Source organism: Enterobacter sp. SA187, assembly GCF_001888805.2.
GTDB lineage: Bacteria > Pseudomonadota > Gammaproteobacteria > Enterobacterales > Enterobacteriaceae > Enterobacter_D.
Genome location: NZ_CP019113.1, coordinates 741,862 through 765,475, shown reverse-complemented (window position 1 = coordinate 765,475; position 23,614 = coordinate 741,862). Strand labels below are relative to the sequence as shown.

The 23,614-nt window shown below is 58.1% G+C and carries 24 protein-coding genes; 16 read left to right on the top strand and 8 right to left on the bottom strand.

Features of this window, described 5'->3' with window-relative positions:
• Positions 1-75: 75 nt before the first annotated feature.
• Positions 76-1,260: an MFS transporter TsgA gene (gene tsgA / locus BMF08_RS03875; protein WP_072571256.1), complete on the bottom strand. Its 1,185-nt coding sequence runs from the start codon at positions 1,258-1,260 to the stop codon at positions 76-78.
• Positions 1,261-1,539: 279 nt separating this feature from the next.
• Between tsgA and ppiA the strand changes: the two genes are divergently transcribed.
• From ppiA to argD, 5 genes are all read left to right on the top strand, one after another.
• On the top strand, positions 1,540-2,112 hold the full coding sequence (gene ppiA / locus BMF08_RS03870) for a peptidylprolyl isomerase A (RefSeq protein ID WP_072571257.1): 573 nt from the start codon (positions 1,540-1,542) through the stop codon (positions 2,110-2,112).
• 105 nt (positions 2,113-2,217) lie between these two features.
• Positions 2,218-2,388: a YhfG family protein gene (locus tag BMF08_RS03865; protein ID WP_072571258.1), complete on the top strand. Its 171-nt coding sequence runs from the start codon at positions 2,218-2,220 to the stop codon at positions 2,386-2,388.
• Positions 2,378-2,980 carry a putative adenosine monophosphate-protein transferase Fic gene (locus tag BMF08_RS03860; RefSeq protein ID WP_072571259.1) on the top strand — a complete coding sequence of 201 codons (603 nt, stop codon included), beginning with the start codon at positions 2,378-2,380 and terminating at the stop codon, positions 2,978-2,980. The genes BMF08_RS03865 and BMF08_RS03860 overlap by 11 nt, the downstream gene beginning before the upstream one ends.
• 111 nt (positions 2,981-3,091) lie before the next feature.
• The gene (gene pabA, locus BMF08_RS03855) at positions 3,092-3,655 is read left to right on the top strand and encodes an aminodeoxychorismate synthase component 2 (protein ID WP_072571260.1); all 564 of its coding nucleotides are present in this window, start codon (positions 3,092-3,094) and stop codon (positions 3,653-3,655) included.
• 86 nt (positions 3,656-3,741) lie between these two features.
• Positions 3,742-4,962: a bifunctional acetylornithine/succinyldiaminopimelate transaminase gene (gene argD / locus BMF08_RS03850; protein WP_072571261.1), complete on the top strand. Its 1,221-nt coding sequence runs from the start codon at positions 3,742-3,744 to the stop codon at positions 4,960-4,962.
• A 77-nt stretch (positions 4,963-5,039) separates the two neighbouring features.
• Here the strand turns inward: argD and BMF08_RS03845 are convergent, their stop codons facing one another.
• A complete protein-coding gene (locus BMF08_RS03845) occupies positions 5,040-7,124 on the bottom strand; it encodes a YccS/YhfK family putative transporter (RefSeq protein WP_072571262.1) in 2,085 nt (694 codons plus the stop codon).
• Positions 7,125-7,177: 53 nt separating this feature from the next.
• The gene (gene crp / locus BMF08_RS03840; RefSeq protein WP_000242758.1) at positions 7,178-7,810 is read right to left on the bottom strand and encodes a cAMP-activated global transcriptional regulator CRP; all 633 of its coding nucleotides are present in this window, start codon (positions 7,808-7,810) and stop codon (positions 7,178-7,180) included.
• A 305-nt stretch (positions 7,811-8,115) separates the two neighbouring features.
• On the opposite strand from crp, the gene BMF08_RS03835 reads away from it, so the two are divergent.
• Complete coding sequence (locus BMF08_RS03835) at positions 8,116-8,520, top strand: OsmC family protein (protein ID WP_072571263.1); 405 nt, start codon at positions 8,116-8,118, stop codon at positions 8,518-8,520.
• A 122-nt stretch (positions 8,521-8,642) separates the two neighbouring features.
• Here the strand turns inward: BMF08_RS03835 and BMF08_RS03830 are convergent, their stop codons facing one another.
• Genes BMF08_RS03830 through BMF08_RS03820 form a run of 3 tightly spaced genes read right to left on the bottom strand, consistent with a single transcriptional unit; the run spans position 8,643 to position 10,771 of the window.
• Positions 8,643-9,512, bottom strand: coding sequence for a phosphoribulokinase (locus BMF08_RS03830; protein WP_072571264.1), 870 nt, complete (start codon positions 9,510-9,512; stop codon positions 8,643-8,645).
• A gap of 23 nt (positions 9,513-9,535) precedes the next feature.
• Positions 9,536-9,754, bottom strand: coding sequence for a YheU family protein (locus tag BMF08_RS03825; protein WP_072571265.1), 219 nt, complete (start codon positions 9,752-9,754; stop codon positions 9,536-9,538).
• A complete protein-coding gene (locus BMF08_RS03820; RefSeq protein ID WP_072571266.1) occupies positions 9,755-10,771 on the bottom strand; it encodes a hydrolase in 1,017 nt (338 codons plus the stop codon).
• A gap of 272 nt (positions 10,772-11,043) precedes the next feature.
• Here BMF08_RS03820 and mdcA point away from each other — a divergent pair, with 272 nt between their 5' ends.
• From mdcA to mdcH, 8 genes are all read left to right on the top strand, one after another.
• Positions 11,044-12,699, top strand: coding sequence for a malonate decarboxylase subunit alpha (mdcA, locus tag BMF08_RS03815; RefSeq protein ID WP_072571267.1), 1,656 nt, complete (start codon positions 11,044-11,046; stop codon positions 12,697-12,699).
• On the top strand, positions 12,699-13,559 hold the full coding sequence (locus BMF08_RS03810) for a triphosphoribosyl-dephospho-CoA synthase (protein WP_072571268.1): 861 nt from the start codon (positions 12,699-12,701) through the stop codon (positions 13,557-13,559). Before mdcA ends, BMF08_RS03810 begins: the two co-directional genes overlap by 1 nt.
• Before the next feature lie 9 nt (positions 13,560-13,568).
• Positions 13,569-13,868 carry a malonate decarboxylase acyl carrier protein gene (mdcC, locus tag BMF08_RS03805; RefSeq protein ID WP_072571269.1) on the top strand — a complete coding sequence of 100 codons (300 nt, stop codon included), beginning with the start codon at positions 13,569-13,571 and terminating at the stop codon, positions 13,866-13,868.
• Positions 13,861-14,697, top strand: coding sequence for a biotin-independent malonate decarboxylase subunit beta (locus tag BMF08_RS03800; RefSeq protein ID WP_072571270.1), 837 nt, complete (start codon positions 13,861-13,863; stop codon positions 14,695-14,697). Before mdcC ends, BMF08_RS03800 begins: the two co-directional genes overlap by 8 nt.
• A complete protein-coding gene (mdcE, locus tag BMF08_RS03795) occupies positions 14,694-15,494 on the top strand; it encodes a biotin-independent malonate decarboxylase subunit gamma (protein ID WP_072571271.1) in 801 nt (266 codons plus the stop codon). Before BMF08_RS03800 ends, mdcE begins: the two co-directional genes overlap by 4 nt.
• A gap of 127 nt (positions 15,495-15,621) precedes the next feature.
• A complete protein-coding gene (locus BMF08_RS03790) occupies positions 15,622-16,581 on the top strand; it encodes an AEC family transporter (protein ID WP_072571272.1) in 960 nt (319 codons plus the stop codon).
• Positions 16,582-16,584: 3 nt separating this feature from the next.
• Complete coding sequence (locus tag BMF08_RS03785) at positions 16,585-17,205, top strand: malonate decarboxylase holo-ACP synthase (protein WP_072571273.1); 621 nt, start codon at positions 16,585-16,587, stop codon at positions 17,203-17,205.
• A complete protein-coding gene (gene mdcH, locus BMF08_RS03780) occupies positions 17,205-18,107 on the top strand; it encodes a malonate decarboxylase subunit epsilon (RefSeq protein WP_072571274.1) in 903 nt (300 codons plus the stop codon). The genes BMF08_RS03785 and mdcH overlap by 1 nt, the downstream gene beginning before the upstream one ends.
• A 151-nt stretch (positions 18,108-18,258) precedes the next feature.
• Here the strand turns inward: mdcH and BMF08_RS03775 are convergent, their stop codons facing one another.
• Positions 18,259-19,194, bottom strand: a complete 936-nt coding sequence (locus BMF08_RS03775) for a LysR family transcriptional regulator (protein WP_072571275.1) — start codon at positions 19,192-19,194, stop codon at positions 18,259-18,261.
• Between the two features lie 2 nt (positions 19,195-19,196).
• Positions 19,197-21,101 (bottom strand): ABC transporter ATP-binding protein, encoded by a 1,905-nt coding sequence (locus tag BMF08_RS03770; protein ID WP_072571276.1) that lies wholly within the window; start codon positions 21,099-21,101, stop codon positions 19,197-19,199.
• A gap of 151 nt (positions 21,102-21,252) precedes the next feature.
• On the opposite strand from BMF08_RS03770, the gene kefG reads away from it, so the two are divergent.
• Positions 21,253-21,804 carry a glutathione-regulated potassium-efflux system ancillary protein KefG gene (kefG, locus tag BMF08_RS03765; RefSeq protein ID WP_072571303.1) on the top strand — a complete coding sequence of 184 codons (552 nt, stop codon included), beginning with the start codon at positions 21,253-21,255 and terminating at the stop codon, positions 21,802-21,804.
• Positions 21,804-23,609 (top strand): glutathione-regulated potassium-efflux system protein KefB, encoded by a 1,806-nt coding sequence (gene kefB / locus BMF08_RS03760; protein WP_072571277.1) that lies wholly within the window; start codon positions 21,804-21,806, stop codon positions 23,607-23,609. Before kefG ends, kefB begins: the two co-directional genes overlap by 1 nt.
• Positions 23,610-23,614: the final 5 nt, after the last annotated feature.

The following is a 23,614-nucleotide window of genomic DNA, read 5'->3' as shown; positions in this document are numbered from 1 at the left end:
AGGGATGGAGTAGTGTTTTTATGCGGGGAAGTACAGCAAAAAATGCCCCTTCCCGGCAGGAAAGGGGCGCAGAGATTAGTGTGCAGTTGCCGTTGCGCCATGCTGGCGATGACGGGTAACGAAGCCCAGCGCAAAGCACATCACGAAGACTACCGCGTACAGCCCGTTGGCGGTGAACAGTGCCGCCTGCGGGCCGCTACTGGCAACAATCGGGCCGGTGACGATGAAGGTCAGCATGGTGCCGATGGTGCCGCAGGTCAGAATAAAGTTAACCAGCTTCGGCGACGCCACTTTCGTCTGTTGCGAGCCGAGCGTGATGATGGTGGTGTAGATCGCGCTGGAGAAGAAGCCCAGTGCCATGATAAACCACGCCATATGGTCGGTAGCGCTGGTGATGAACAGGTACATCAGTACCGCCGCCAGGCCTGCCAGAATGGTCAGAATGCGCTGCAGATCGAAGAAGCGCAGGATGAAGCTGAACGCCCACATGCCGACCATGTACGACATCCAGAAATCACTCACCAGTTTGCCCTGAGCGCTGACGTCCATGCCCATGCCTTTCACGTATTCCGGAACCCAGGCGATAAAGCCCAGCTGACCCAGGATGTAGCACATGGCCGCGATGGACAGGAACAGCACGCCGATGCCCCATTTTTCTTTCACTACCGGCTTGTCGCCCGGTGCCGCATGTTTGCCCAGCGCCGGGAATTCACAACCAATGGTCAGAATAAAGATAGCGACGTACACCAGGCCGATACAGGCGTAAACCCAGTACCATTCGATGCTGCGCGCCAGCAGGTAAGCGGCGACCATCGGGAAAATCATCCCGGCCATGCTGAAGAAGGAGTCGGTGAACAGCAGGCGCGAACCACGCTGGCGGCCTTCATACATCTGCGTGACCAGGAAAGTACCAATCGACATGGTGATGCCGCTGACCAGACCGAGCACGAACATGGCGGCGGAGAACAGCGCCAGGCTGTGGGTCAGCATCAGTCCGGCAACGGCCAGAATCATCAGCACAAAACCAAAGCGCAGCTGCGTTTTCAGCGGCACGATTTCCATCAGCCAGGCGTTCAGGAAGATAGAGATTAAGATCCCGGCGTTCAGGAAGGTGAAGGTGTTACTCATACTGGATACCGGCAGATTAAAGTATTCTGCGATATTTCCCATCACCATTCCGGTGACGATCACCAACGCGCCGGTAAGGGCGTAGGAGAAGAAGCTGATCCATGTGAGCTTGATACGGTTGCTGTTAGTCATGTCTGGCCTGTGCATATAAGTGTAAAGCGCGTTGACAGCGCTGTGAACGGGCAGATTTTATGCAATAAAGTGATACATTTAAATCTTTAATAATGAATATGAAACTTATTGCAGTATTTATTATGAGATCGCTCACACTTTAGGCCGCTATTTATCATAAATTTGTGAGGTTACAACTGTTTCAATTTCGTAAAATTAGGTAAAAGGCTGGCCTGTGAGCTATCGCCTCTTTAGAATCTATCCACTCGCTCTTTTACCGCTCTATGTTTAGGAATTCTCATGGTTAAAATGACTCTGGCGGCTGTCGCAGCTGTATTTGCTCTTTCTGCAATTTCCCCCGCTGCGCTGGCAGCAAAAGGTGATCCCCATGTTCTGTTGACCACGTCTGCCGGTAACATCGAACTGGAGCTGAACAGCCAGAAAGCCCCGGTGTCCGTGCAAAACTTCCTCGACTATGTGAACAGTGGTTTTTATAACAACACCACCTTCCACCGCGTGATCCCGGGCTTTATGGTGCAGGGCGGCGGTTTCAACGAGCAGATGCAGCAGAAACAGCCCAATCCGCCGATCAAAAACGAAGCGGATAACGGCCTGCGTAATACCCGCGGCACTATCTCAATGGCGCGCACCGCGGATAAAGACAGCGCGACCAGCCAGTTTTTCTTAAACGTAGCGGATAACGCCTTCCTCGATCACGGTCAGCGCGATTTCGGCTATGCGGTATTCGGTAAAGTTGTGAAAGGTATGGATGTGGCGGACAAGATTTCTCAGGTGCAGACGCACGATGTCGGCCCTTACCAGAATGTGCCAACCAAACCTGTTGTGATCCTTTCCGCGAAAGTCCTGCCGTAACATTTTGCACGGGTTTTGCGGCCCGTGCTCCTCTTCGCTCCCCTGCGCAACGCCGGATTGCCGCTTATACTTGTGGCTCATGGGCGACAACAACAGGGAGGCGTCATGGCTAAAAAACTCACCGACCGGCAAAAATCCCGTCTCTGGGAACAGCAGCGTAACGTCAATTTCCAGGCCAGCAGACGGCTTGAAGGCGTCGAGTGTGAAGAGATCAAACTGAGCGCCGACGAAGCGAACGTGCGCATTGAAGCGTTAAGGGGGAACCATGAGCGATAAGTTTGGCGACGGGCGCGATCCCTATCTTTACCCCGGCCTCAATGTGATGCGCAATAAGCTCGGCATTCGTCAGACACAGCGTCTGGAAGAAGCGGCGTATCAGTTTACCGCGCTGCGCGCCGCCACCCTGCCGTTAGGCACGGATACCCCCGGCCTGCCGCACCTGTGCGCCATTCACCGCCATCTGTATCAGGATATTTTTGACTGGGCGGGCGATATTCGCGAAGTGGACATCTATCAGGGCGACACGCGTTTCTGCCATTTCGATTACATCGAAAAAGAGGGCAACGCCCTGATGCAGGAGCTGGAAGTGGAAAACTGGTTGCAGGGTCTTGAGAAAGACGCTTTCACCGAACGCCTTGCGCACTATTATTGCGAAATCAACGTGCTGCACCCGTTCCGCATCGGCAACGGTATTGCCCAGCGTATTTTCTTCGAGCAGTTGGCGATCCACGCCGGTTACATGCTGGACTGGCGCGGCATCAAGCCGGATGCCTGGAGCCAGGCGAATCAGAGCGGCGCAATGGGCGATCTCTCTGCACTGACCAAAATCTTTAGCAAGGTGGTCAGTGAAGCGAAAGAGGCAGAGTAAGCCAACGCCCGGCGGATCGGTATTTTTTGCAGGCCCGGCAAGCCTGCGCCGCCGGGCAATAAAACAGGTACACTACCCCCATCGCATTTTTTGACTGAAAGATCCCGCACCATGATCCTGCTTATCGACAACTACGACTCTTTTACCTGGAACCTCTACCAGTACTTTTGCGAGCTGGGCGCGCAGGTGGAAGTCAGGCGCAATGACGTTATTAGCCTTGCCGATATCGACAGCCTGTCACCGGACAAAATCGTGATCTCCCCCGGTCCCTGTACGCCGGACGAATCTGGCGTGTCGCTGGAGGTGATCCGCCATTACGCCGGCAAGCTGCCGGTGCTGGGCGTGTGTCTGGGACATCAGGCGATTGCGCAGGTGTTTGGCGCGCGCATTGTGCGGGCGCAAAAAGTGATGCACGGCAAAACCTCGCCGGTCACCCATACGGGGAAGGGCGTGTTTCAGGGGCTGAATAATCCGTTAACCGTTACCCGCTATCATTCGCTGGTGATCGAACCCGCCTCGCTGCCCGACTGCTTTGACGTCACCGCCTGGAGCGATACGCAGGAAATAATGGGCATCCGCCACCGGGAGTGGGATCTGGAAGGCGTGCAGTTTCATCCGGAAAGCATCCTCAGCGAACAGGGGCATGAACTGCTGGCTAATTTCCTGTCGCGATGATTTTTTGTTGCCTTGTTGTGATTTTTTATGCATATTTTGTGCTTATATTTTCATAATTAATACAGCACAAAACGGATGGGCGTGACATGGCAACTGAACAAAACGCAATTACGCGCGCAACATTTGACGAAGTAATTCTGCCGATTTATGCACCTGCTGAATTCATTCCGGTAAAAGGGAAGGGCAGCCGCGTGTGGGATCAGCAGGGTAAAGAGTACGTTGATTTTGCGGGCGGTATTGCCGTTACGGCGCTCGGTCATTGCCATCCGGCGCTGGTTGAGGCGTTAAAAACCCAGGGGGAAACCCTGTGGCACACCAGCAACGTCTTTACCAACGAACCGGCCCTGCGCCTGGGCCGTAAAATGATTGAGGCCACCTTTGCCGAGCGCGTGCTCTTTATGAACTCCGGCACCGAAGCTAATGAAACGGCCTTCAAACTGGCGCGCTACTACGCCTCCACCCGTCACAGCCCCTATAAAACGAAAATCATCGCCTTCCACAATGCTTTCCATGGACGGTCGCTGTTTACCGTGTCGGTGGGCGGACAGCCGAAATATTCCGATGGCTTCGGGCCGAAACCGGCGGACATCATCCATGTGCCCTTTAACGATCTGCACGCGGTCAAAGCGGTGATGGACGATCACACCTGCGCGGTCGTCGTGGAGCCGATCCAGGGCGAGGGCGGCGTTACGGCGGCGACTCCGGAATTTCTGCAAGGGCTGCGCGAGCTGTGCGATGAACATCAGGCGCTGCTGGTATTTGATGAAGTGCAGTGCGGCATGGGCCGCAGCGGTGAACTCTTTGCCTATATGCACTACGGCGTGACGCCGGATATTCTCACCAGCGCCAAAGCGCTGGGCGGCGGCTTCCCGGTCAGCGCCATGCTGACCACCCAGGAGATCGCCAGCGCGTTTCATGTTGGCTCCCATGGATCCACCTACGGCGGCAACCCGCTGGCCTGCGCGGTAGCGGGCGCGGCCTTCGATATTATCAATACGCCGGAAGTGTTGCAGGGGGTGAACGAAAAACGCCAGCGCTTTGTTAAACATCTTCAACAGATCGATGAGCAGTATGACCTGTTCAGCGATATTCGCGGTATGGGTCTGCTGATTGGCGCAGAACTGAAGCCGCAATACCGTGGTCGCGCCCGTGATTTCCTGTATGCGGCCGCCAGCGAAGGGGTGATGGTGCTGAACGCCGGGCCGGACGTGATGCGTTTTGCGCCGTCGCTGGTGGTGGAAGAGAGCGACATCGACGAGGGCATGGCACGTTTTGCGCAGGCCGTCGCGAAAATCGTCCACGGTTAACCCTGTTGCCCGGCGGCGCTGTGCTTGCAGACTTAGGCTCGTAGGCCGGGTAAGCGAAAGCGCCACCCGGCAAATTTCTAATGCTTCCGCTTTCCTGTCCGCATCAGCCAGATGCCGTGATGCGGGCGCTGACGCCATGCCACCGACGAAATGGTGTGCATGGTGTTCAGATGCCCGATAACACGTTGCAGATGCTGTTCCAGCGTGCTCATCGGGCCCTGGGTTAAGGTCTCCGGCGCTTCCAGAATATTGGCATCCCCCGACCCTGCCGGCCCGTCATATTCCAGGCGCTGCTGGCAACGCTGAAGCGCAATTTCACAGGATTCCAGATAACGTTGCGCCAGATCCGGCGTCAGCATGGTGTGCTCGCGCGCCAGGGTGGTCATCGCGTTAATGTGCTCGACGATAAACTGGCTGTGCGTCACCCAGAGTTTCATATCTTCCAGGTAATGAGTGTTAAAGCCCGGCTCCTGCATTGCCTGATTGAGCGAGTTAAACAGCGTATTGTGTGCCTGATTGACGCGCATGCGCTGGTACGCCAGCGGCGTGGGCTGCGGATCGTCGCTGAGGATCAGGCGGATGGCCTCCTGGTCCGCCTCCAGCGCGTCGTGGGCGTTCTGCCGCAACAGCCCGCTCTGCCACTGCGGCCACAGCCAGACCATGCCGCCAAAGGCGATCAGACAGCCAATCAGCGTATCGATAAGCCTGGCGACGATAAACTGGTCGCCGCTCAGCGTCAGCAGCTGTAACGAATACACCGCGGTGATGGTGAAGCCCACCGTCGCCCAGCCATAATTCTTGCGGATGATCAGATAGCTAATCAGCGTCACCACCAGCATACCGAGCAGCGTATAGCCTTCCGGCACGTGAAAGTGCAGCGTGATACCGGCAATAATCAGCCCCGCCATAGTCCCCGCCGCCCGGTGCTGAATACGCACCCGCGTTGCGCCGTAGCCGTTTTGCGTCACCAGCAGTACCGTCATCAGGATCCAGTAGGGCTTGGGCAGATGCAGCGCGATCCCCATCAGGCTGGCGATGGCGAGCATCACGGCAATGCGCGCCGCATTGCGCAGCGCCGGGGATTTAAACGACAGATAGCTTTTGAGCGCCGGGATCAGCGGCTGGCGGCGCTGTTTATCCTCCATCAGATCGCGCACATACAGCGGGCGCTGGGTGCGCAGTACTCTGGCGATACGGCTGAAGTGCCAGGCGCAGAACTGGCCGACCGGGTTATCCGGATGCTGACGGGCGATTTTTTCCAGCGCGCCGACCTGCTTATCCATATTAAAGCGCACAGGAAAACGGTGATAGAGAATGTCGTCCGCCAGCACCCGCAGCCGGGCGGCGACCACCTGCGCGTTCCAGCGGATCACCGCTTCGGCGTGACTCTGCTCCACCAGTTTTTGCACTTCCTGGGGCTGATGCAGGCTGACGGAAATATGCTCCTGCAGGTCCAGCGCCACCTGAAACGCCCGCAGCAGGCGCTTGTAATCGTTATGCTGATTAGCGGCGAGCATGTGCATTTGCTGGTAACACTGGCTGATCAGATCCACGGCTTTCTGCTGACGCGCCAGCAGCGGCGGCAGGGCTTTTTCCGGATCCGCATGCTGGGTCAGCAGACTGTATTTAGCTTCGCAGTACTCCGCCAGCTGGCGGTAGAGCAGGCTTAAGGATTCGCGCAGCGGCTGTTCGCGCCACATCCAGAACCACAGCCAGTTAAACAGCCCGTACCACAGCGTGCCGGAGGCATAAATCAGCAGCGGCTCCCATACCGGCATATTTCCGGCAAGGCTTAAGGTAAAGATGGCGGCGATAAGCGACGCCGGCAGCAGGCGCGCGTGCAGGGCGCTGATCTCTGCCGTGACGCCAAGCAGCAGCGCCAGCCCGCCGAGGATCAGCGGCAGGGCGATGTTCTCCGCCAGCAATAGCTGCACCGCCAGGCTACAGCCCGCAAACAGCGAGCCGCCCACGATCAGGCGTTTGAAAAAGCGTTTATGGGGGGTATCGAGCCCGGCAATGTTGCAGCAGGCAGGAACGAGAGAGAACAGCAGCCCCTGTTGCAGGTGCCCGAAGGCGAGGCCGATGGCCACAGGGAGACACAACACCAGCGTTTGTCGCAGGGCGTAGTTAATTTCCGGGTGATAGATCAGCCTGCGCCACATGAGAATGCAAACAAAAACGGCGTCTCGCAGATGCAATACGCCGTTTGAGGGGCTTAGCGGGTTCCGTAAACCACGATGGTTTTACCGTGCGCAGAGATCAGGTTTTGATCTTCCAGCATCTTCAGAATGCGACCGACGGTTTCACGGGAGCAGCCAACGATCTGACCGATCTCCTGACGGGTAATTTTAATTTGCATACCGTCCGGGTGGGTCATGGCGTCCGGCTGTTTGGCCAGGTTCAGCAGCGTCTGCGCGATGCGGCCAGTCACGTCGAGGAAGGCGAGGTTACCCACTTTCTCGGACGTCACCTGCAGGCGGCGCGCCATCTGGGAAGACAGGCGCATCAGAATATCCGGGTTCACCTGGATAAGCTGACGGAATTTTTTGTACGAGATTTCTGCCACTTCACAAGCGGTTTTAGCACGTACCCAGGCACTGCGCTCCTGACCTTCTTCAAACAGGCCCAGTTCACCGATAAAATCTCCCTGGTTGAGGTAAGAGAGGATCATCTCTTTACCTTCTTCATCCTTGATGAGCACTGCCACTGAGCCTTTAACGATGTAATACAACGTTTCCGCTTTTTCACCCTGGTGAATCAGCGTGCTCTTCGACGGGTACTTATGAATATGGCAATGAGACAAGAACCATTCGAGAGTCGGGTCTGTTTGCGGTTTGCCAAGCACCATGCGCGGTTATCCTCTGTTATAAGCTGGCTCCAGAGCCAGGATGAACACTCTGCCTCTGGGGTTGCAATCATATGCTTCCCTGTTCCCGGGAAGTGGCCGTTCGAAAATCCAGCCTTTAATGTTTGATGTCGTCTGCATACATGTGCAACGTCAATGTATCACTGTAGCAGCCAGAATGTTTTAGCATAGCTTTTGCTGTGTGTCTCCTGGTGTCTCGCTTCAGCATGATGCAGGTCGCCTTCCGTTGCGAGAATTGTTATGTGCGCGTAATCTGAAGGGAAATTTACCGCGCCGGAGCGAATAAAATGCAAGCAAGAGTCAAATGGGTAGAAGGTTTAACGTTCCTGGGCGAGTCTGCTTCAGGCCACCAGATCCTGATGGACGGCAACTCAGGCGATAAAGCGCCAAGCCCGATGGAGATGGTGTTGATGGCCGCCGGGGGATGCAGCGCCATTGACGTGGTATCCATTCTGCAAAAAGGGCGTCACGATGTGACGGATTGCGAAGTCAAACTGACCTCCGAGCGCCGTGAAGAGGCGCCGCGTCTGTTCACGCACATCAATCTGCACTTTATCGTCACCGGCAAAGCGCTGAAAGAAGCGGCGGTAGCCCGCGCGGTGGATCTGTCGGCAGAGAAGTATTGTTCGGTGGCGCTGATGCTGGAAAAAGCCGCCACTATCACCCATTCGTTTGAGGTGATTGAGGGGTGATTTTTGGTGCACGTCAGGTGGCGCTGCGCTAACCCTGCCGGATGGCGCTACGCTTATCCGGCCTACAAAAGCTTAATCTGTAGGCCGGATAAGGCGTTCACGCCGCCATCCGGCACAAAAAATCACTCGATTTTCTTGCCTTCCATCAGCCGCTGCACCAGCGGCAGCATGATCAGCTCCATCGCCAGCCCCATTTTTCCGCCCGGCACCACTAATGTATTGATGTGGGAAATGAATGAGCCCTGCAACATCGCCAGCAGCCAGGGAAAATCGATGCCTTCCAGATTACGGAAATGGATCACCACAAAGCTTTCGTCCAGCGACGGGATCGCTTTCGCGGCGAAGGGGTTGGAAGTATCCACGGTCGGCACGCGCTGGAAGTTAATGTGCGTGCGGGAAAACTGCGGCGTAATAAAGTTGATGTAGTCTTCCATCGACCGCACCACCGAATCCATCACCGTTTCCCGTGAATGCCCGCGCTCGCTGGTATCGCGCACCAGCTTCTGGATCCACTCCAGGTTAATGATCGGCACCACGCCGACCAGCAGATCCACATGGCGCGACACGTCCTGCTGTGGCGTCACCACGCCGCCGTGCAGCCCTTCATAAAACAGCACGTCGGTAGGTTCAGGCAACGGTTGCCACGGTGTGAAGGTGCCCGGCACCTGATTCCACGGCACTGCCTCATCGTAGGTATGGAGATATTTACGTGACTGGCCGGTGCCGGTCAGCCCGTACTCGATAAACGTCTGCTCCAGCAGCCCGAAGTCATTTGCTTCCGGGCCGAAATAGCTGATATGCCGTCCGGCATCGCGCGCTTTACGGATCGCCATGTCCATTTCCGGGCGCGTGTAACGGTGAAAGCTGTCGCCTTCCACTTCTGCGGCGCGCAGATCCAGTTGCGCGAAAATCTTACGAAACGCGAGGCTGGTGGTGGTGGTTCCGGCTCCGCTGGAACCCGTTACGGCAATCACCGGATGTTTGGCAGACATAGCAACGCTCCCTAAAACTGGTTTTATTCGCGAAACTGCTTCTTCGGCATGATGTTCACCGTTTCATGCAGTTCAGACCACACCAGCACCGCTTCTCCGGTTTGCAGCTGGCGCTTAACGTCGGCGACCTTTTGTTCAAGTGAACGCTCATGTTCACCATAATCGGTGCCTTCACGCAAGACAAAGCTCTCGATCAGGCTGTCGAGCGTCTCTGTTGCCAGATCCTGCCAGGGGATAATCATTTACGCCTCCAGATATGTTGTCAGCCAGTCGGGAATGCGCTTTTCCAGCCACATTTCCGGGCGGCGCAGCGTCCCGCCCACAAAGCCCACGTGCCCGCCGTGTTCCGTCAACTGATACTCCACGTTGGGCGGTAAATAACCCGCCGCCGGAATAACATTATGATCCATAAACGGATCGTCTTTGGCATGAATGATAAGCGTCGGCTTGCGAATCTTCGGCAACACCGGCATGGCGCTGCACTGACGATAATAGTCGATGGCGTCGGTAAAGCCGTGGATACGGGCGGTGATCAGATCGTCAAAATCCCGGATGCGGCGCATACGACGCAGGCGGGTAAGATCAACCGGCAGTGAATCCGGATACGCCTTCAGCTTGCGCATCGCGTTGCCCTTTAACAGGTTCAGCAAATAGTGCTGATAAAAGCGCGAAAAGCCTTTATCCATATGATAGCTACAGGCTTCCAGCACCAGCGGAGCCGATACGATCACCGCAGCATTGAGCGGCAGATCGGGTTCATTTTTGCCCAGCAGACAGCCGAGCATATTACCGCCGAGGGAAAAACCCACCGCTGCCGTGGGCGCTGCGCCAAACTCACGCTGTAACCAGTGTAAAAACCAGGTGCCGTCTTCCGTTTCCCCGGAGTGGTAAATGCGCTTCAGACGATTGGGTTCGCCACTACAGCCGCGAAAGTGCATCACCACGCCGAGCCAGCCGCGCGCGCGGGCGGCGTTGATCAAACCGTGGGCGTACGGGCTGTGCAGGCTGCCTTCCAGACCGTGAAACACCACCAGCCTGGGCTTATGTTTGGCCACATGCGGATCTTCGCTCCAGGCGAGATCGACAAAATCGCCATCCGGCAGCTCAAGGCGCTGCCACTGGGGCGTGAACTGGAGCCGACGGCGAATGAGGCGCGGCAGCATGGTTTGCAGGTGGGGATTGGCTGCGCCGGCCAGTGGGCGAAATGCAAGGCTGTCAGCGGCAGTATCCGGGATCTCTAAGGGCGTTATTTGAGCCATAATCGTGCGATGTGTTCTTAAAAGTCTGCCGACTACTATACCTGTTAAACCCCGCTGCTGCGGATGAAATTGCGTTTCCGGCCCTGATGCGTTGCCTGCCATAGATACTTTTTGCGTTGCTTTTCCTGATCTCCATCACAGATTGTCACTTTGATTATTACTCTCAGGCTAATGATTAAGCACAGGGCTTAATTGATGACTTTCTCACCAGAGCGCACACTTAGTGCAGTGTTAAGCAAATCAAAATGATGTGCTGAATCAGGAGGTTAATAATGTTATCTGGGCAAACGCCTGCACGGGTATGGAACACACGACGTACCGAGAAACAGCGTCGTCTGGCTTCTGTCCCGGTAGAAGGCAAAGTGCTGCCGACCGACGACCTGGTCGCCATGCTGGAAAAACTTATCGCACCCGGCGACAAAGTGGTGCTGGAAGGCAATAACCAAAAACAGGCGGATTTTCTTTCCCGCTCCCTTGCGCAAGTCAGCCCGCAAAAAGTGCACGATCTGCACATGATCATGCCAAGCGTTGGCCGCAGCGAACACCTCGATATTTTTGAAAAGGGCATCGCCCGTAAGCTCGACTTCTCGTTCTCCGGTACGCAAAGCCTGCGCATTTCGCAGCTGCTGGAAGACGGTCAACTGGAAATCGGCGCGATCCACACTTACATCGAACTCTATTCCCGTCTTTATGTCGATCTGTCGCCGAACGTCGCGCTGATCGCCGGCTACAAAGCTGACCGCAAAGGTAACCTTTACACCGGGCCGAGCACTGAAGACACTCCTGCGCTGGTCGAAGCCGCAGCGTTCCGTGACGGCATCGTCATCGCCCAGGTTAACGAACTGGTGGATGACGAATGCGATTTACCGCGTGTCGACATCCCCGGCTCCTGGATCGACTACGTGGTGGTAGCGGACAAACCGTTCTTTATCGAACCGCTATTTACCCGCGATCCGCGCCTCATCAAACAGGAACACATCCTGATGGCGATGATGGCGATCAAAGGCATTTACGCCGAACACCAGGTGCAGTCGCTGAACCACGGTATCGGCTTTAATACCGCTGCCATCGAACTGCTGCTGCCCACCTACGGCGAACAGCTGGGGCTGAAAGGCAAAATCTGTAAACACTGGACGCTGAACCCGCACCCGACGCTGATCCCGGCGATCGAAAGCGGTTGGGTGGAGAGTGTGCACTGCTTCGGTGGTGAACTGGGGATGGAAGAGTATATCCGCGCCCGTCCGGACATTTTCTTTACCGGCGCCGACGGCTCCATGCGCTCCAACCGCGCGTTCTGCCAGCTGGCAGGGCAGTACGCGGTGGATATGTTTATCGGTTCGACCTTACAGGTTGATGGTTTCGCCAACTCCTCGACCGTAACCCGCGGTCGTCTGTCCGGCTTCGGCGGCGCGCCAAACATGGGGCACGATCCGCACGGTCGGCGTCATGCCACCCCGGCGTGGCTCAACATGATCACTGAACCCGACCCAATGCAGCGCGGTAAAAAACTGGTGGTGCAGATGGTGGAAACCTTCCAGGCAGGGTCAAAACCGACCTTCGTGGAAAAACTCGATGCCATCGACGTGGCGAAAGCTTCCGGCATGCCACTCGCCCCGGTCATGATTTATGGCGATGACGTGACGCACGTACTGACGGAAGAAGGTATCGCTTACCTCTACCGTGCCGAAAGCATGGAAGAGCGTCGCGCGATGGTCGCCGCCGTTGCCGGGATCACCGATATCGGTCTTGGCGTGGACGCGAAACGCGTCGCCGACCTGCGCCGCAGCGGCAAAGTGGTTTATCCGGAAGATATTGGCATTCGCCGCACCGACGCCACCCGTTCGTTGCTGGCCGCCGGTAGCGTGGCGGATCTGGTGGAATGGTCTGACGGTCTTTATAACCCGCCTGCAAAATTCCGGAGCTGGTAATGAAACATCTGCCACAGATTGAAGCTTGCGGAGGTGCCGAATGGCTGGCGCGAACCGCCACCCAGTGTCTGATTGACGAAGCACGGTTAAGCCCGAAGCCCGGTCTGGTGGACAGTCGGGGGAATGGGGCGCACCACGACCTGACGCTGGCGCTGATGGAGCGTTCCGCGCGTAGCCTGACCCCTACGTTTCATGCCCTGGCGCAACAAAGCTGGCAACGTCCGGCAGACATTGCGCTACGACAAACTATCGGGCGACTGGGTCGCGAAGGCGAACAGCAGATGATGGCTGCCACCGGCGGCGTGAATACGCACCGTGGCGCGATCTGGGCGCTGGGCCTGCTGGTCAGCGCGGCAGCGATGCTGGGCGGCGCGGGCACTGCGGAGGACATTGCAAATGTCGCCGCACAGCTGGCGCAACTGCCGGACGCCGCCGCCCCGAAAGTCTTCAGCAAGGGCCTGCGCGCCACCCATCGTTATCGGGTACCCGGCGCACGTGAAGAAGCGCAGCAGGGTTTTCCGCACATCGTCCAACTGGCATTGCCGCAGTTGCAAGCCAGCCGTAAACGCGGCGGCACTGAAACCCAGGCGCGGCTTGATGCGCTGATGGCGATCATGACCTCGCTCAGCGATACCTGCGTGCTGAACCGCGCCGGGATGACCGGGCTGGAAACCATGCGTGACGGCGCAAAAGCCGTGCTGTCAGCCGGCGGAACGGCGCAGCCTGCGGGCCAGCGCGCGCTGGCGCGACTTGACGCGCAGATGCTGGCGCTTAACGCCTCGCCGGGCGGTGCGGCTGATTTACTCGCCGCCACGCTGCTGCTCGACCGTATCGCGACCTTGCCTTATTTATCTGATTAAGAGGATGTTATGGAACACATTACGATCTCTTTGCCTGCCAGCCGCACCTTGAGCGGTAAAGCGCTGGCAGGCGTCGTTGGCTCCGGGGATATGGAGGTGCTTTTCACCGCCGACCAGGAGCAGACGCTCACCGTTGATATCACCACTTCCGTGGACAACAGCCGCGGACGCTGGGAAGCGCTGTTTAACCGTCTCACCCTGGCGGGCAGCCTGCCGTCCGGCAAGCTGGTGATCCACGATTTTGGTGCGACGCCTGGCGTGGCGCGCATTCGTATCGAACAGGTTTTTGAGGGGGTGAGCCATGCGTGATGACCGCAGTTTTATCGAATTAAAAGCGCGTGAACGCGCCCGCACGCTGCTGGACGACGGCAGCTACCGTGAATTGCTGGATCCCTTTGAAGGCATTATTTCCCCGTGGCTTGGGCCGCAGGGCATCGTGCCGCAGGCCGATGACGGCATGGTGGTGGCGAAAGGCACCATTAATGGCCAGCCTGCGGTGGTGATCGCCATCGAAGGCACCTTCCAGGGCGGCAGCATGGGGGAAGTGTCCGGCGCGAAAATGGCAGCGGCGCTGGAGCTGGCGGCGGAAGATAACCGCAACGGCATCCCGACCCAGGCGGTACTGTGCCTCGAAACCGGCGGCGTGCGTTTACAGGAAGCCAATCTGGGGCTGGCGGCGATTGCCGATATTCATGCCGCCATTGTCGATCTGCGCCGTTATACGCCGGTTATCGGCATTGTGGCCGGTACCGTGGGCTGCTTTGGCGGGATGTCCATTGCTGCCGCGCTGTGCAGCTATTTAATCGTCACCCGCGAGGCGCGCCTCGGTCTTAACGGTCCGCAGGTCATTGAGCAGGAAGCGGGGATTGAAGAGTATGACTCCCGCGACCGTCCGTTTATCTGGAGCATGACCGGCGGGGAAGTCCGCTATCAGAGCGGGCTGGTGGATGCGCTGGTTGGCGACGGGGTGAATGCGGTGAAAGGCGCGATGAACGACTTTATCGCCAAAGGCGTACCGGAAAAACACCGCACCGATAACTACCAGTGGTATCTGGATCGTCTCACCCAGTTCGACACCCGCAAACAGGCGGATGCCGAACAGATCAAAGCGCTCTTTGCCGGGGAGGAAAAAGCATGAATACGACAGTAAGCCGTGGCGCATTATGGCTTGAAAAACTGGCGCCCAACGCACCACGTTTGAGCGGGTTATGCCCGTCGGTCCAGGTGGCTGACGGTGAAATTAACGGTGAAGCGGCACGCTTTATCGCCGTGGTCCCGGATACGCATAACCACTATCCCCGCGCGGCAAACGGTGAAGTCGGTCTGCTGGAAGGCTGGACGCTGGCGAAAGTGGTTAGCGAAACCATCGCCGCCGACGCCGGTAAAAGCGTTAAACGCCCGATCGTGGCGGTGATTGACGTACCGAGTCAGGCCTATGGCCGCCGGGAAGAAGGTTTTGGCATTCATCAGGCGCTGGCCGGTGCGGCAGGGGCTTATGCCAATGCCCGTCTGGCAGGTCACCCGGTGATTGGCCTTATCGTTGGTAAAGCCATGTCCGGTGCGTTTCTGGCGCACGGCTACCAGGCGAACCGTCTGATTGCCTTCAACGACAACGGCGTGCTGATCCACGCGATGGGTAAAGAGTCTGCCGCGCGTATCACGCTGCGTACCGTTGACGCGCTGGAAAAACTGGCGGCGACCATTCCGCCAATGGCGTATGACATCAGTAATTACGCCACGCTGGGGCTGCTGGATCATCTGCTGAACATCAGCAATCCGGAAGCGCCTTCCGATGCCGATCTGGCGGAGGTGAATACCACCCTGCAACAGGCCATTCACGACGCACGTCAGGACACCACGCTTAAAAACCGTCTTGGTGCCGACAACCGTCGCAGCTCGTCACTCGTGCGGGAGCGCATGCGCGCAAGCTGGTAAGAAGTAAAAAAGACCTGCCGGAATGACCGCCCCGTGGGCACATACGCTGTGCCCATGAGGAAGCGTGCATCTGAAAAATAACAAACATCGCGTCAGTGCTATTTCCTTGTTTATCTATAGGTGATTTATGACTTACGTAATTGTTCATGCTCTCGCACCGATTTTTGTGATTATGCTACTGGGATTCTGGGCCGGTAAGGCCGGAATGGTGGATAACAAAAATGTTTCCCTGCTTAATATTTTCGTGATGGATTTTGCCCTGCCCGCCGCGCTGTTCAGCGCCACGGTGCAGACGCCGTGGGACGGTATTGTCGCCCAGTCGCCGCTGATCGTGGTGCTGACGCTGGCGATGTGGATCACCTACGCCATCATCTATTTCCTCGCCACCAGCGTCTTTAAAAAATCGCCGCAGGATGCTGCTGTGCTGACCCTGACCGTTGCCCTGCCGAACTATGCGGCGCTGGGCCTGCCGATCCTGGGCAGCGTGCTGGGTGAAACCTCGTCTACCTCACTCTCCGTGGCGGTATCCATTGCCTGCGGTTCCGTGCTGATGACGCCGTTCTGCCTGCTGATCCTTGAACGTGAAAAAGCGCGTGCGGAAGGCGGTAACAGCGGTTCAACCCTGGCGATGCTGCCGGTGCTGATGTGGCGGTCGATTAAAAAACCTATCGTCATGGGCCCGCTGTTAGGGGTGATTTTATCCGCCATCGGTATTCATATGCCGGATCTGGTGCTGGCGGCCATTAAACCGCTGGGCCTGTCCGCCACTGCGGCGGCGCTGTTCCTGACCGGCGTGATCCTCTCGGCGCGTAAACTGCAAATCAACACCATGGTTATTACCTCGACCATCGCTAAACTGCTGATCCAGCCAGCCATTGCCTGGGGGATCGTGCTGGCGTTAGGCCTGTCCGGCCCGGTTGCCATTACCGCTATCCTGATGATCGCGCTTTCGGCCGGTTTCTTCGGCGTGGTCTTCGGTAACCGCTTTGGCGTACAGTCGCCGGATGCCGAAGCCGTGCTGTTGTTAAGCTCTGTGCTGTGTATTCTGTCTCTGCCGCTGTTTATCTCGCTGACATCAGGAATGTAAAACATGACTTCATCATCATTGCGACCGCACGATCTTCTCTGGCTGGCTGACCGCAGCGCCCTGCAGGGGGTGACGGAATCCTGGGTGGATACGGTCTGGCATGCGGGGTTGCCGGTAGTGGTGCGGCGTGATGTTGATGAGCAGGGGCGCATCCCGGTGGGGGTGCGCGGTCTGCGCCGCGACCAGCGTGCGCCAGGCTGGGTGGATGCGCAGCAGGTTGTGCGCGTTGTCACCCCCGAACAGCTGACCGACGCCCGGGCGCTGGTCAGCTCGCCCTTTATCTCCGCGCCACCCGTTCAGGTGGCGTTTCAGCTGGCGCAGCATGGGTGGCCGTGGGTCTGGGGGATCACCGGCAGCGTCGGCTATGCGCTGGCGACCGGCATCCCGGTGATCCATGCCGCAAGCGATCTGGATCTGCTGATCCGCGCCCCGCAGCCGCTGTCGCACGATGCGCTGATACAGTGGCAGCAACGGCTGGACACCGCCCTGTGCCGCGCCGATACGCAGGTGGAGACGCCATCCGGCGGATTCGCGCTCAATGAGTGGCTGCGTGACGGTCAGGCACTGCTCAAAACCCGTCAGGGACCGCGTCTGGTTAGCGATCTCTGGCGCAGGGAGGACTAATGAAAATTCTGTTTACCTTTCCCGGCCAGGGAACGCAGCATCCCGGCATGTTGCAACAGCTGCCCGGTACGGCGCTTGCAGAAGCGCGTGAAGTGCTGGGCGCGGAAGTCGATACCCTGGATATGCCTGAAGCGCTGGAGCATACCCGCGCGGTGCAGCTGTCGCTGTTGATCGCCGGTGTCGCCTGGGCGCGGGAACTGCAACGGCAGGGCGTGGAGCCAGATATCGTCAGCGGCCTGTCGATCGGCGCGTACCCGGCGGCGGTGGTGGCCGGTGCGCTGGCTTTTGACGATGCGCTGCGGCTGGTGGCCCTGCGCGGCGATTTGATGGAGCAGGCGTACCCGCACGGTTACGGACTGACAGCCATCATGGGTCTGACGCTGCCGCAGGTCGAAGCAATAAGCGAAGGCAGCCAGACCTGGATCGCCAACCTGAATGCGGAAACGCAGATTGTGATCGCCGGTCGTGATGAAGAGATGGCGCAGGTGGCGGAAAAAGCGCTGGCGAAAGGGGCCAGCAAGGCGAAGCGTCTGGCTGTCAGCGTGCCGTCGCACTGTGAACTGCTGACCCGTCCGGCGGAAAAACTGGCACAGGCCTTTGCCGGGGTGAGTTTGTCCCGTCCGGCGTGCGCTTACCTGAGCGGCAGTACCGGACGCGTGCTGTGGCAGCCGGAGAAAATCGCCGACGATCTGGCGATGAACATGGCGCGTACCGTACGCTGGCAGGAGGCGGTGATTTCCGCCAATGAGCGTGAAGCGCGGCTGGCCATCGAGATGCCACCGGGCGGTATTCTCACCTGTTTAACGCGGCAGGCGGCCTGGGAAGGGGAGTCCATTTCGCTGGAGCGCAGCGGCGTTGATGTGGCGCTGCACCTGGCGAAACGTCTGCGGGAGCAGCGATAACGCATTGCCCGGCGGCGCAGGCTTGCCGGGCCTACAACGACATAGCTTGCAGATCGCGTAGGCCGGGTCAGGCGCAGCCGCCACCCGGCAAAAGGGTCCGTCATAAAATTATGCAGGTCAGATAAGCGAAGCGCCACCCGACAGGTTCAACTCAGCCACCCGGTTCCTGCAAACTGCGGGCGTACATGCGGCCTTCGGCGGCGAGCGCCAGCAGATTCGGATCGTGCTCGCGGTTGCGAGGAAAGACGATGGCGATCAACTGCTGCATCTGGTACGGCTCGGCGAGCTTTAACAGCTGCACCGAGTTTTCATACACTTTCTTCATGCGGCCCGGCATCAGGGTAAAACCAACGCCTGCCTGCACCAGACTCAGCATCGAGAAAATGTCGTTTACGCGCGTAACGATCTCCGGCTCAAAACCGGCAATGTGAAAGGCTTCCTGAAAGCCTGCGTAGGTGGCGAAACCTTCCGCCAGCGAGACAAATTTTTGCTGGCGGTAATCGCGTAAATCGGCAGGTGCTGACATGTTGAGCGTGGCCGACGCGGGCGCGGCGAGGAAAATATCATCGTGAAACAGCGGCAACACTTCGAGGCTGTTGCGATCGATTTGCGCCTCTGACAGCGAAATGATAATCGCGTCCAGCTCCCCGGCGTCCAGCATGTGCAGCAGGGTTTCGTTAGAACCCATGGTCAGCGCCATCTCCAGCTCCGGCCGGCGCAGCTTCATGCCCATGATCAGACGCGGCACGGTTTCCAGCGTCAGCGAGTAGAGCGTGCCGACACGCAGCCGCCCCTGGCCGACGCCTGCTTCTTTGCGCGCCTCTTCCAGACCACGCGTCATCAGTTGCGTGACTTCCTGACAATACTCCAGCAGCGTCCAGGCCGCGGGCAGCGGCATCAGGGTGCGACCTTTATGCACGAACAGTGGGCAGCGCACGTTTTCTTCCAGCGTATGCAGCGCGCGATGTACGCTCACGCCGCTTAACGCCAGCGCTTCTGCGGTGCGGGCAATGTTCCCCTTTTCCATAAAGGTCATGAAAATGGCGAGCTTGCGAAACGTGATCTCACTGAGGATGTCGTGGCTCATGGTCAGTCGCTTTGCAGCATAGCCTCCAGCTGTTCCTGGGCGTCCAGCCATGCCATTTCACACTCTTCAAGCCCGGCTTTCGCGCTGGCCTGCGCCTGTAAACAGGCGGTGAGTTCGGCTTTGCGGCTCTGGTCGTACAGCCCGCTGTCGCTCAGTTTTTCTTCCGCCGCGGCCTGCTGTGCCTGGAACTTCTCCATCTCTTTTTCCAGACGGGCGATCTCTTTGCGCAGCGGCTGCGTCTGGGTGCGCAGTTCCGCTTCGCGGCGCTTCTGATCTTTACGCGACTGGGCGCTGTTGGCGTTCTCTTTCGCGCCTTCGGCAGGCTGGTTTTCCAGTTTCTGGATGTCGCTCAGCCACTGCTGATAGTCTTCCAGATCGCCGTCGAAGGCCTCGACTTTACCGCCGTGCACCAGATAAAACTCATCGGTGGTGGAGCGTAACAGGTGACGATCGTGCGACACCACCACCAGCGCGCCTTCGAATTCGATCAGCGCTTCGGTGAGCGCCTGGCGCATATCCAGATCCAGGTGGTTGGTCGGTTCATCGAGCAGCAGCAGGTTAGGGCGCTGCCAGACGATGAGCGCCAGCACCAGACGGGCTTTTTCGCCGCCGGAGAAGCGGCCGGTCACTTCACTGACTTTATCGCCCTGGAAACCGAAGCCGCCGAGGTAATCGCGCAGCTTCTGCTCCAGCTCCTGCGGCGCAATGCGCGCCAGGTGCTGGATTGGGGATTCATCCGCGCGTAAAAATTCCAGCTGATGCTGGGCGAAGTAACCCAGCTTGATACCTTTCGCCAGACCAATCTCACCGCTTACCGGGTTTAGCTCGCCCGCCAGTAATTTGATCAGCGTCGATTTACCCGCGCCGTTACGCCCCAGCAGACCGATGCGCGAACCGGGAACCAGGTTGAGCTTGATGGAATCAAGAATGGTGCGATCGCCATAACCGGCGCTGACCTTTTCCATTTTCAGCAACGGATTCGGCAGGCTTTCAGGGGCGCGGAAGCTGAAGTGGAACGGGTTATCCACGTGCGCCGGGGCGATAAGCTCCATGCGCTCCAGCATTTTCACGCGGCTTTGCGCCTGTTTGGCTTTGCTGGCTTTGGCTTTGAAACGATCGATAAAGCTTTGCAGATGCGCCACCCGCGCCTGCTGGCTTTCGTAAGTGGCCTGTTGCTGGGCAAGGCGCGTCGCGCGCTGGCGCTCGAAGGCGCTGTAGTTGCCGGTGTATTCGAACATGTTTTGCTGTTCGATATGGATAATTTTGTCCACCACCGGATCGAGGAAATCACGGTCGTGAGAAATCAAAATCAGCGTGCCCTGATAGCTTTTCAGCCATTTCTCCAGCCAGATCACCGCGTCGAGATCAAGGTGGTTGGTGGGTTCATCGAGCAGCAGTAAATCGGAACGGCAAATCAGCGCCTGCGCCAGGTTTAGACGCATACGCCAGCCGCCGGAGAAGTCGCTCACCGGGCGCTCAAGCTGTTCATTTGAAAAACCGAGGCCGTGCAGCAGGCTGGACGCGCGGGAGCGGATGGTCCAGGCGTCGATGGCGTCGAGCTTGCCGTGCACCGTGGCAATCGCGTGCCCATCGTTACGTTCGTTAGCGGCGTTGAGCTCAGCTTCAAACTGCCGGTACTGGCGGTCGCCGTCAATCACGTAATCCAGCGCGGGTTCGCTCAGCGCCGGGGTTTCCTGATTAACCCACGCCAGCTGCCAGTTTGCCGGATAGGTGAAGCTGCCGCCGTCGGCGCTGAGTTCATTTTTTAACAGCGCCAGCAGCGTGGATTTCCCGCAGCCGTTTTTTCCCACCAGTCCGACCTTCTGGCCGGGATTGATGGTGGCAGTGGCATTGTCCAGCAGGACGCGTACGCCGCGACGAATTTGTAACGAGGAGAAAACAATCATAGAGCGCCGTTATGTTCCGACTATATTAATTTGTCATTATGATATTTTAGGGTAGTGGGCAATGTGCCGCACCGGGGCGCCATGGTAGCCCAAAACGAAGCCTGGACACAAAATCATTAGAATGACGTGCACGACGCCCGGGAGGGGAATGATGCCACCAACAGCGAAAGTATTGCTGTTATATGCCCATCCGGAATCCGGAGATTCGGTCGCCAACCGGCTCTTACTTAAACCGGCAACGCAACTCAGTAATGTCACCGTGCATGATCTCTATGCGCATTACCCTGATTTCTTTATTGATATTCCCCATGAGCAGGCGCTGCTGCGCGAGCATGATGTGATCGTGTTTCAGCATCCCCTCTATACCTATAGCTGTCCGGCGCTGCTGAAAGAGTGGCTGGATCGCGTACTGAGCCGCGGCTTTGCCAGCGGGCCGGGGGGAAATCAACTGGCGGGAAAGTACTGGCGTAGCGTCATTACGACCGGTGAGCCGGAGAGTGCTTACCGCTATGACGCCCTTAACCGCTATCCGATGAGCGATATTCTGCGCCCCTTCGAACTGACGGCGGCCATGTGCAAAATGCACTGGCTTACGCCGATGATTATCTATCATGCGCGTCGGCAACCGCCGGAGGAGCTGGCGAGCCATGCCAGAGCTTACGGTGACTGGCTGGCGGCGCCTGTCGCCACAGGAGGCCTGTGATGGAAGGTTCCGATCTGTTACTGGCAGGCGTGCTGTTCCTGTTTGCCGCCGTGGCGGCGGTACCGCTGGCGGCGAGACTGGGCATCGGCGCGGTGCTGGGTTATCTGCTGGCGGGGATTGCCATCGGGCCGTGGGGCCTCGGGTTTATCAGCGATGTGGATGAAATTCTGCATTTCTCCGAGCTTGGCGTGGTGTTCCTGATGTTTATCATCGGCCTGGAGCTGAACCCGTCCAAACTGTGGCAACTGCGGCAATCGATTTTCGGTATCGGGGCGGCGCAGGTGTTGCTGAGCGCGGCGATCCTCGCCGGGCTGCTGATGTTGACGGAGTTTTCGTGGCAGGCGGCGGTGATCGGCGGCCTGGGGCTGGCGATGTCCTCAACGGCCATGGCGTTGCAGTTGATGCGCGATAAAGGCATGAACCGCAACGAAGGCGGCCAGCTCGGATTCTCGGTGTTGCTGTTCCAGGATCTGGCTGTGATCCCGGCGCTGGCGCTGGCGCCGCTGCTGGCGGGTAACGCCGATGAACATCTGGACTGGATGAAAATCGGCATGAAAGTGCTGGCCTTCGGCGGGATGCTGGTGGGCGGTCGTTATCTGCTGCGTCCGGTGTTTCGTTATATTGCCGGTTCCGGCGTGCGGGAGGTGTTTACCGCCGCCACGCTGTTGCTGGTGCTGGGTTCGGCGCTATTTATGGACGCTCTCGGGCTGTCGATGGCGCTGGGCACTTTTATCGCCGGGGTGCTGCTGGCGGAAAGCGAGTACCGTCATGAGCTGGAAATGGCTATCGATCCCTTTAAGGGGCTGCTGCTGGGGCTGTTTTTTATCTCCGTCGGCATGTCGCTCAATTTAGGCATTCTTTATACCCATCTGCTGTGGGTGCTGGTCAGCGTCATTGTGCTGGTGGTGGTGAAAGGGCTGGTGCTGTACGGCCTGGCGCGCCTGTACGGACTGCGGCGTTCCGAGCGGATGCAGTTTGCCGGGGTGCTCAGCCAGGGCGGGGAGTTTGCTTTTGTGCTCTTTTCGGCGGCGTCATCCCAAAGATTGTTCCACAATGATCAGATGGCCCTGCTACTGGTGACGGTGACGCTGTCGATGATGACCACGCCGCTGGTGATGAAAATCGTCGATAAACAGCTGTCACGGCACTTTAACGGCCCGGAAGATGAGGACGAAGCGCCGTGGGTAGAGGATGATAAGCCGCAGGTGATTGTTGTCGGCTTTGGGCGTTTCGGTCAGGTGATCGGGCGTCTGCTGATGGCGAACAAAATGCGCATCACGGTGCTGGAGCGGGATATCAGCGCAGTCAACCTGATGCGAAAATACGGCTACAAAGTCTATTACGGCGATGCCACTCAGGTGGAGCTGCTGCGCTCGGCGGGCGCGGAGGCGGCGAAGTCTATCGTCATCACCTGTAATGAGCCGGAAGACACCATGAAGCTGGTGGAAATCTGCCAGCAGCACTTCCCGCATCTGGCGATCCTCGCCCGTGCGCGTGGCCGTGTGGAAGCGCATGAACTGTTACAGGCGGGCGTGACGCAGTTCTCCCGCGAAACCTTCTCCAGTGCGCTGGAGCTGGGACGCAAGGCGCTGATTACGCTGGGCGTGCATCCCCATCAGGCCCAGCGCGCGCAGCTGCACTTCCGCCGTCTGGATATGCGCATGTTGCGCGAACTGATGCCGGTGCATACTGATACGGCCCAAATCTCCCGCGTCCGGGAAGCGCGCCGCGAGCTGGAAGAGATTTTCCAGCGCGAGATGCAGCAGGAGCGGCGGCAGTTTGACGGCTGGGATGAATTCGAGTGAGGCAA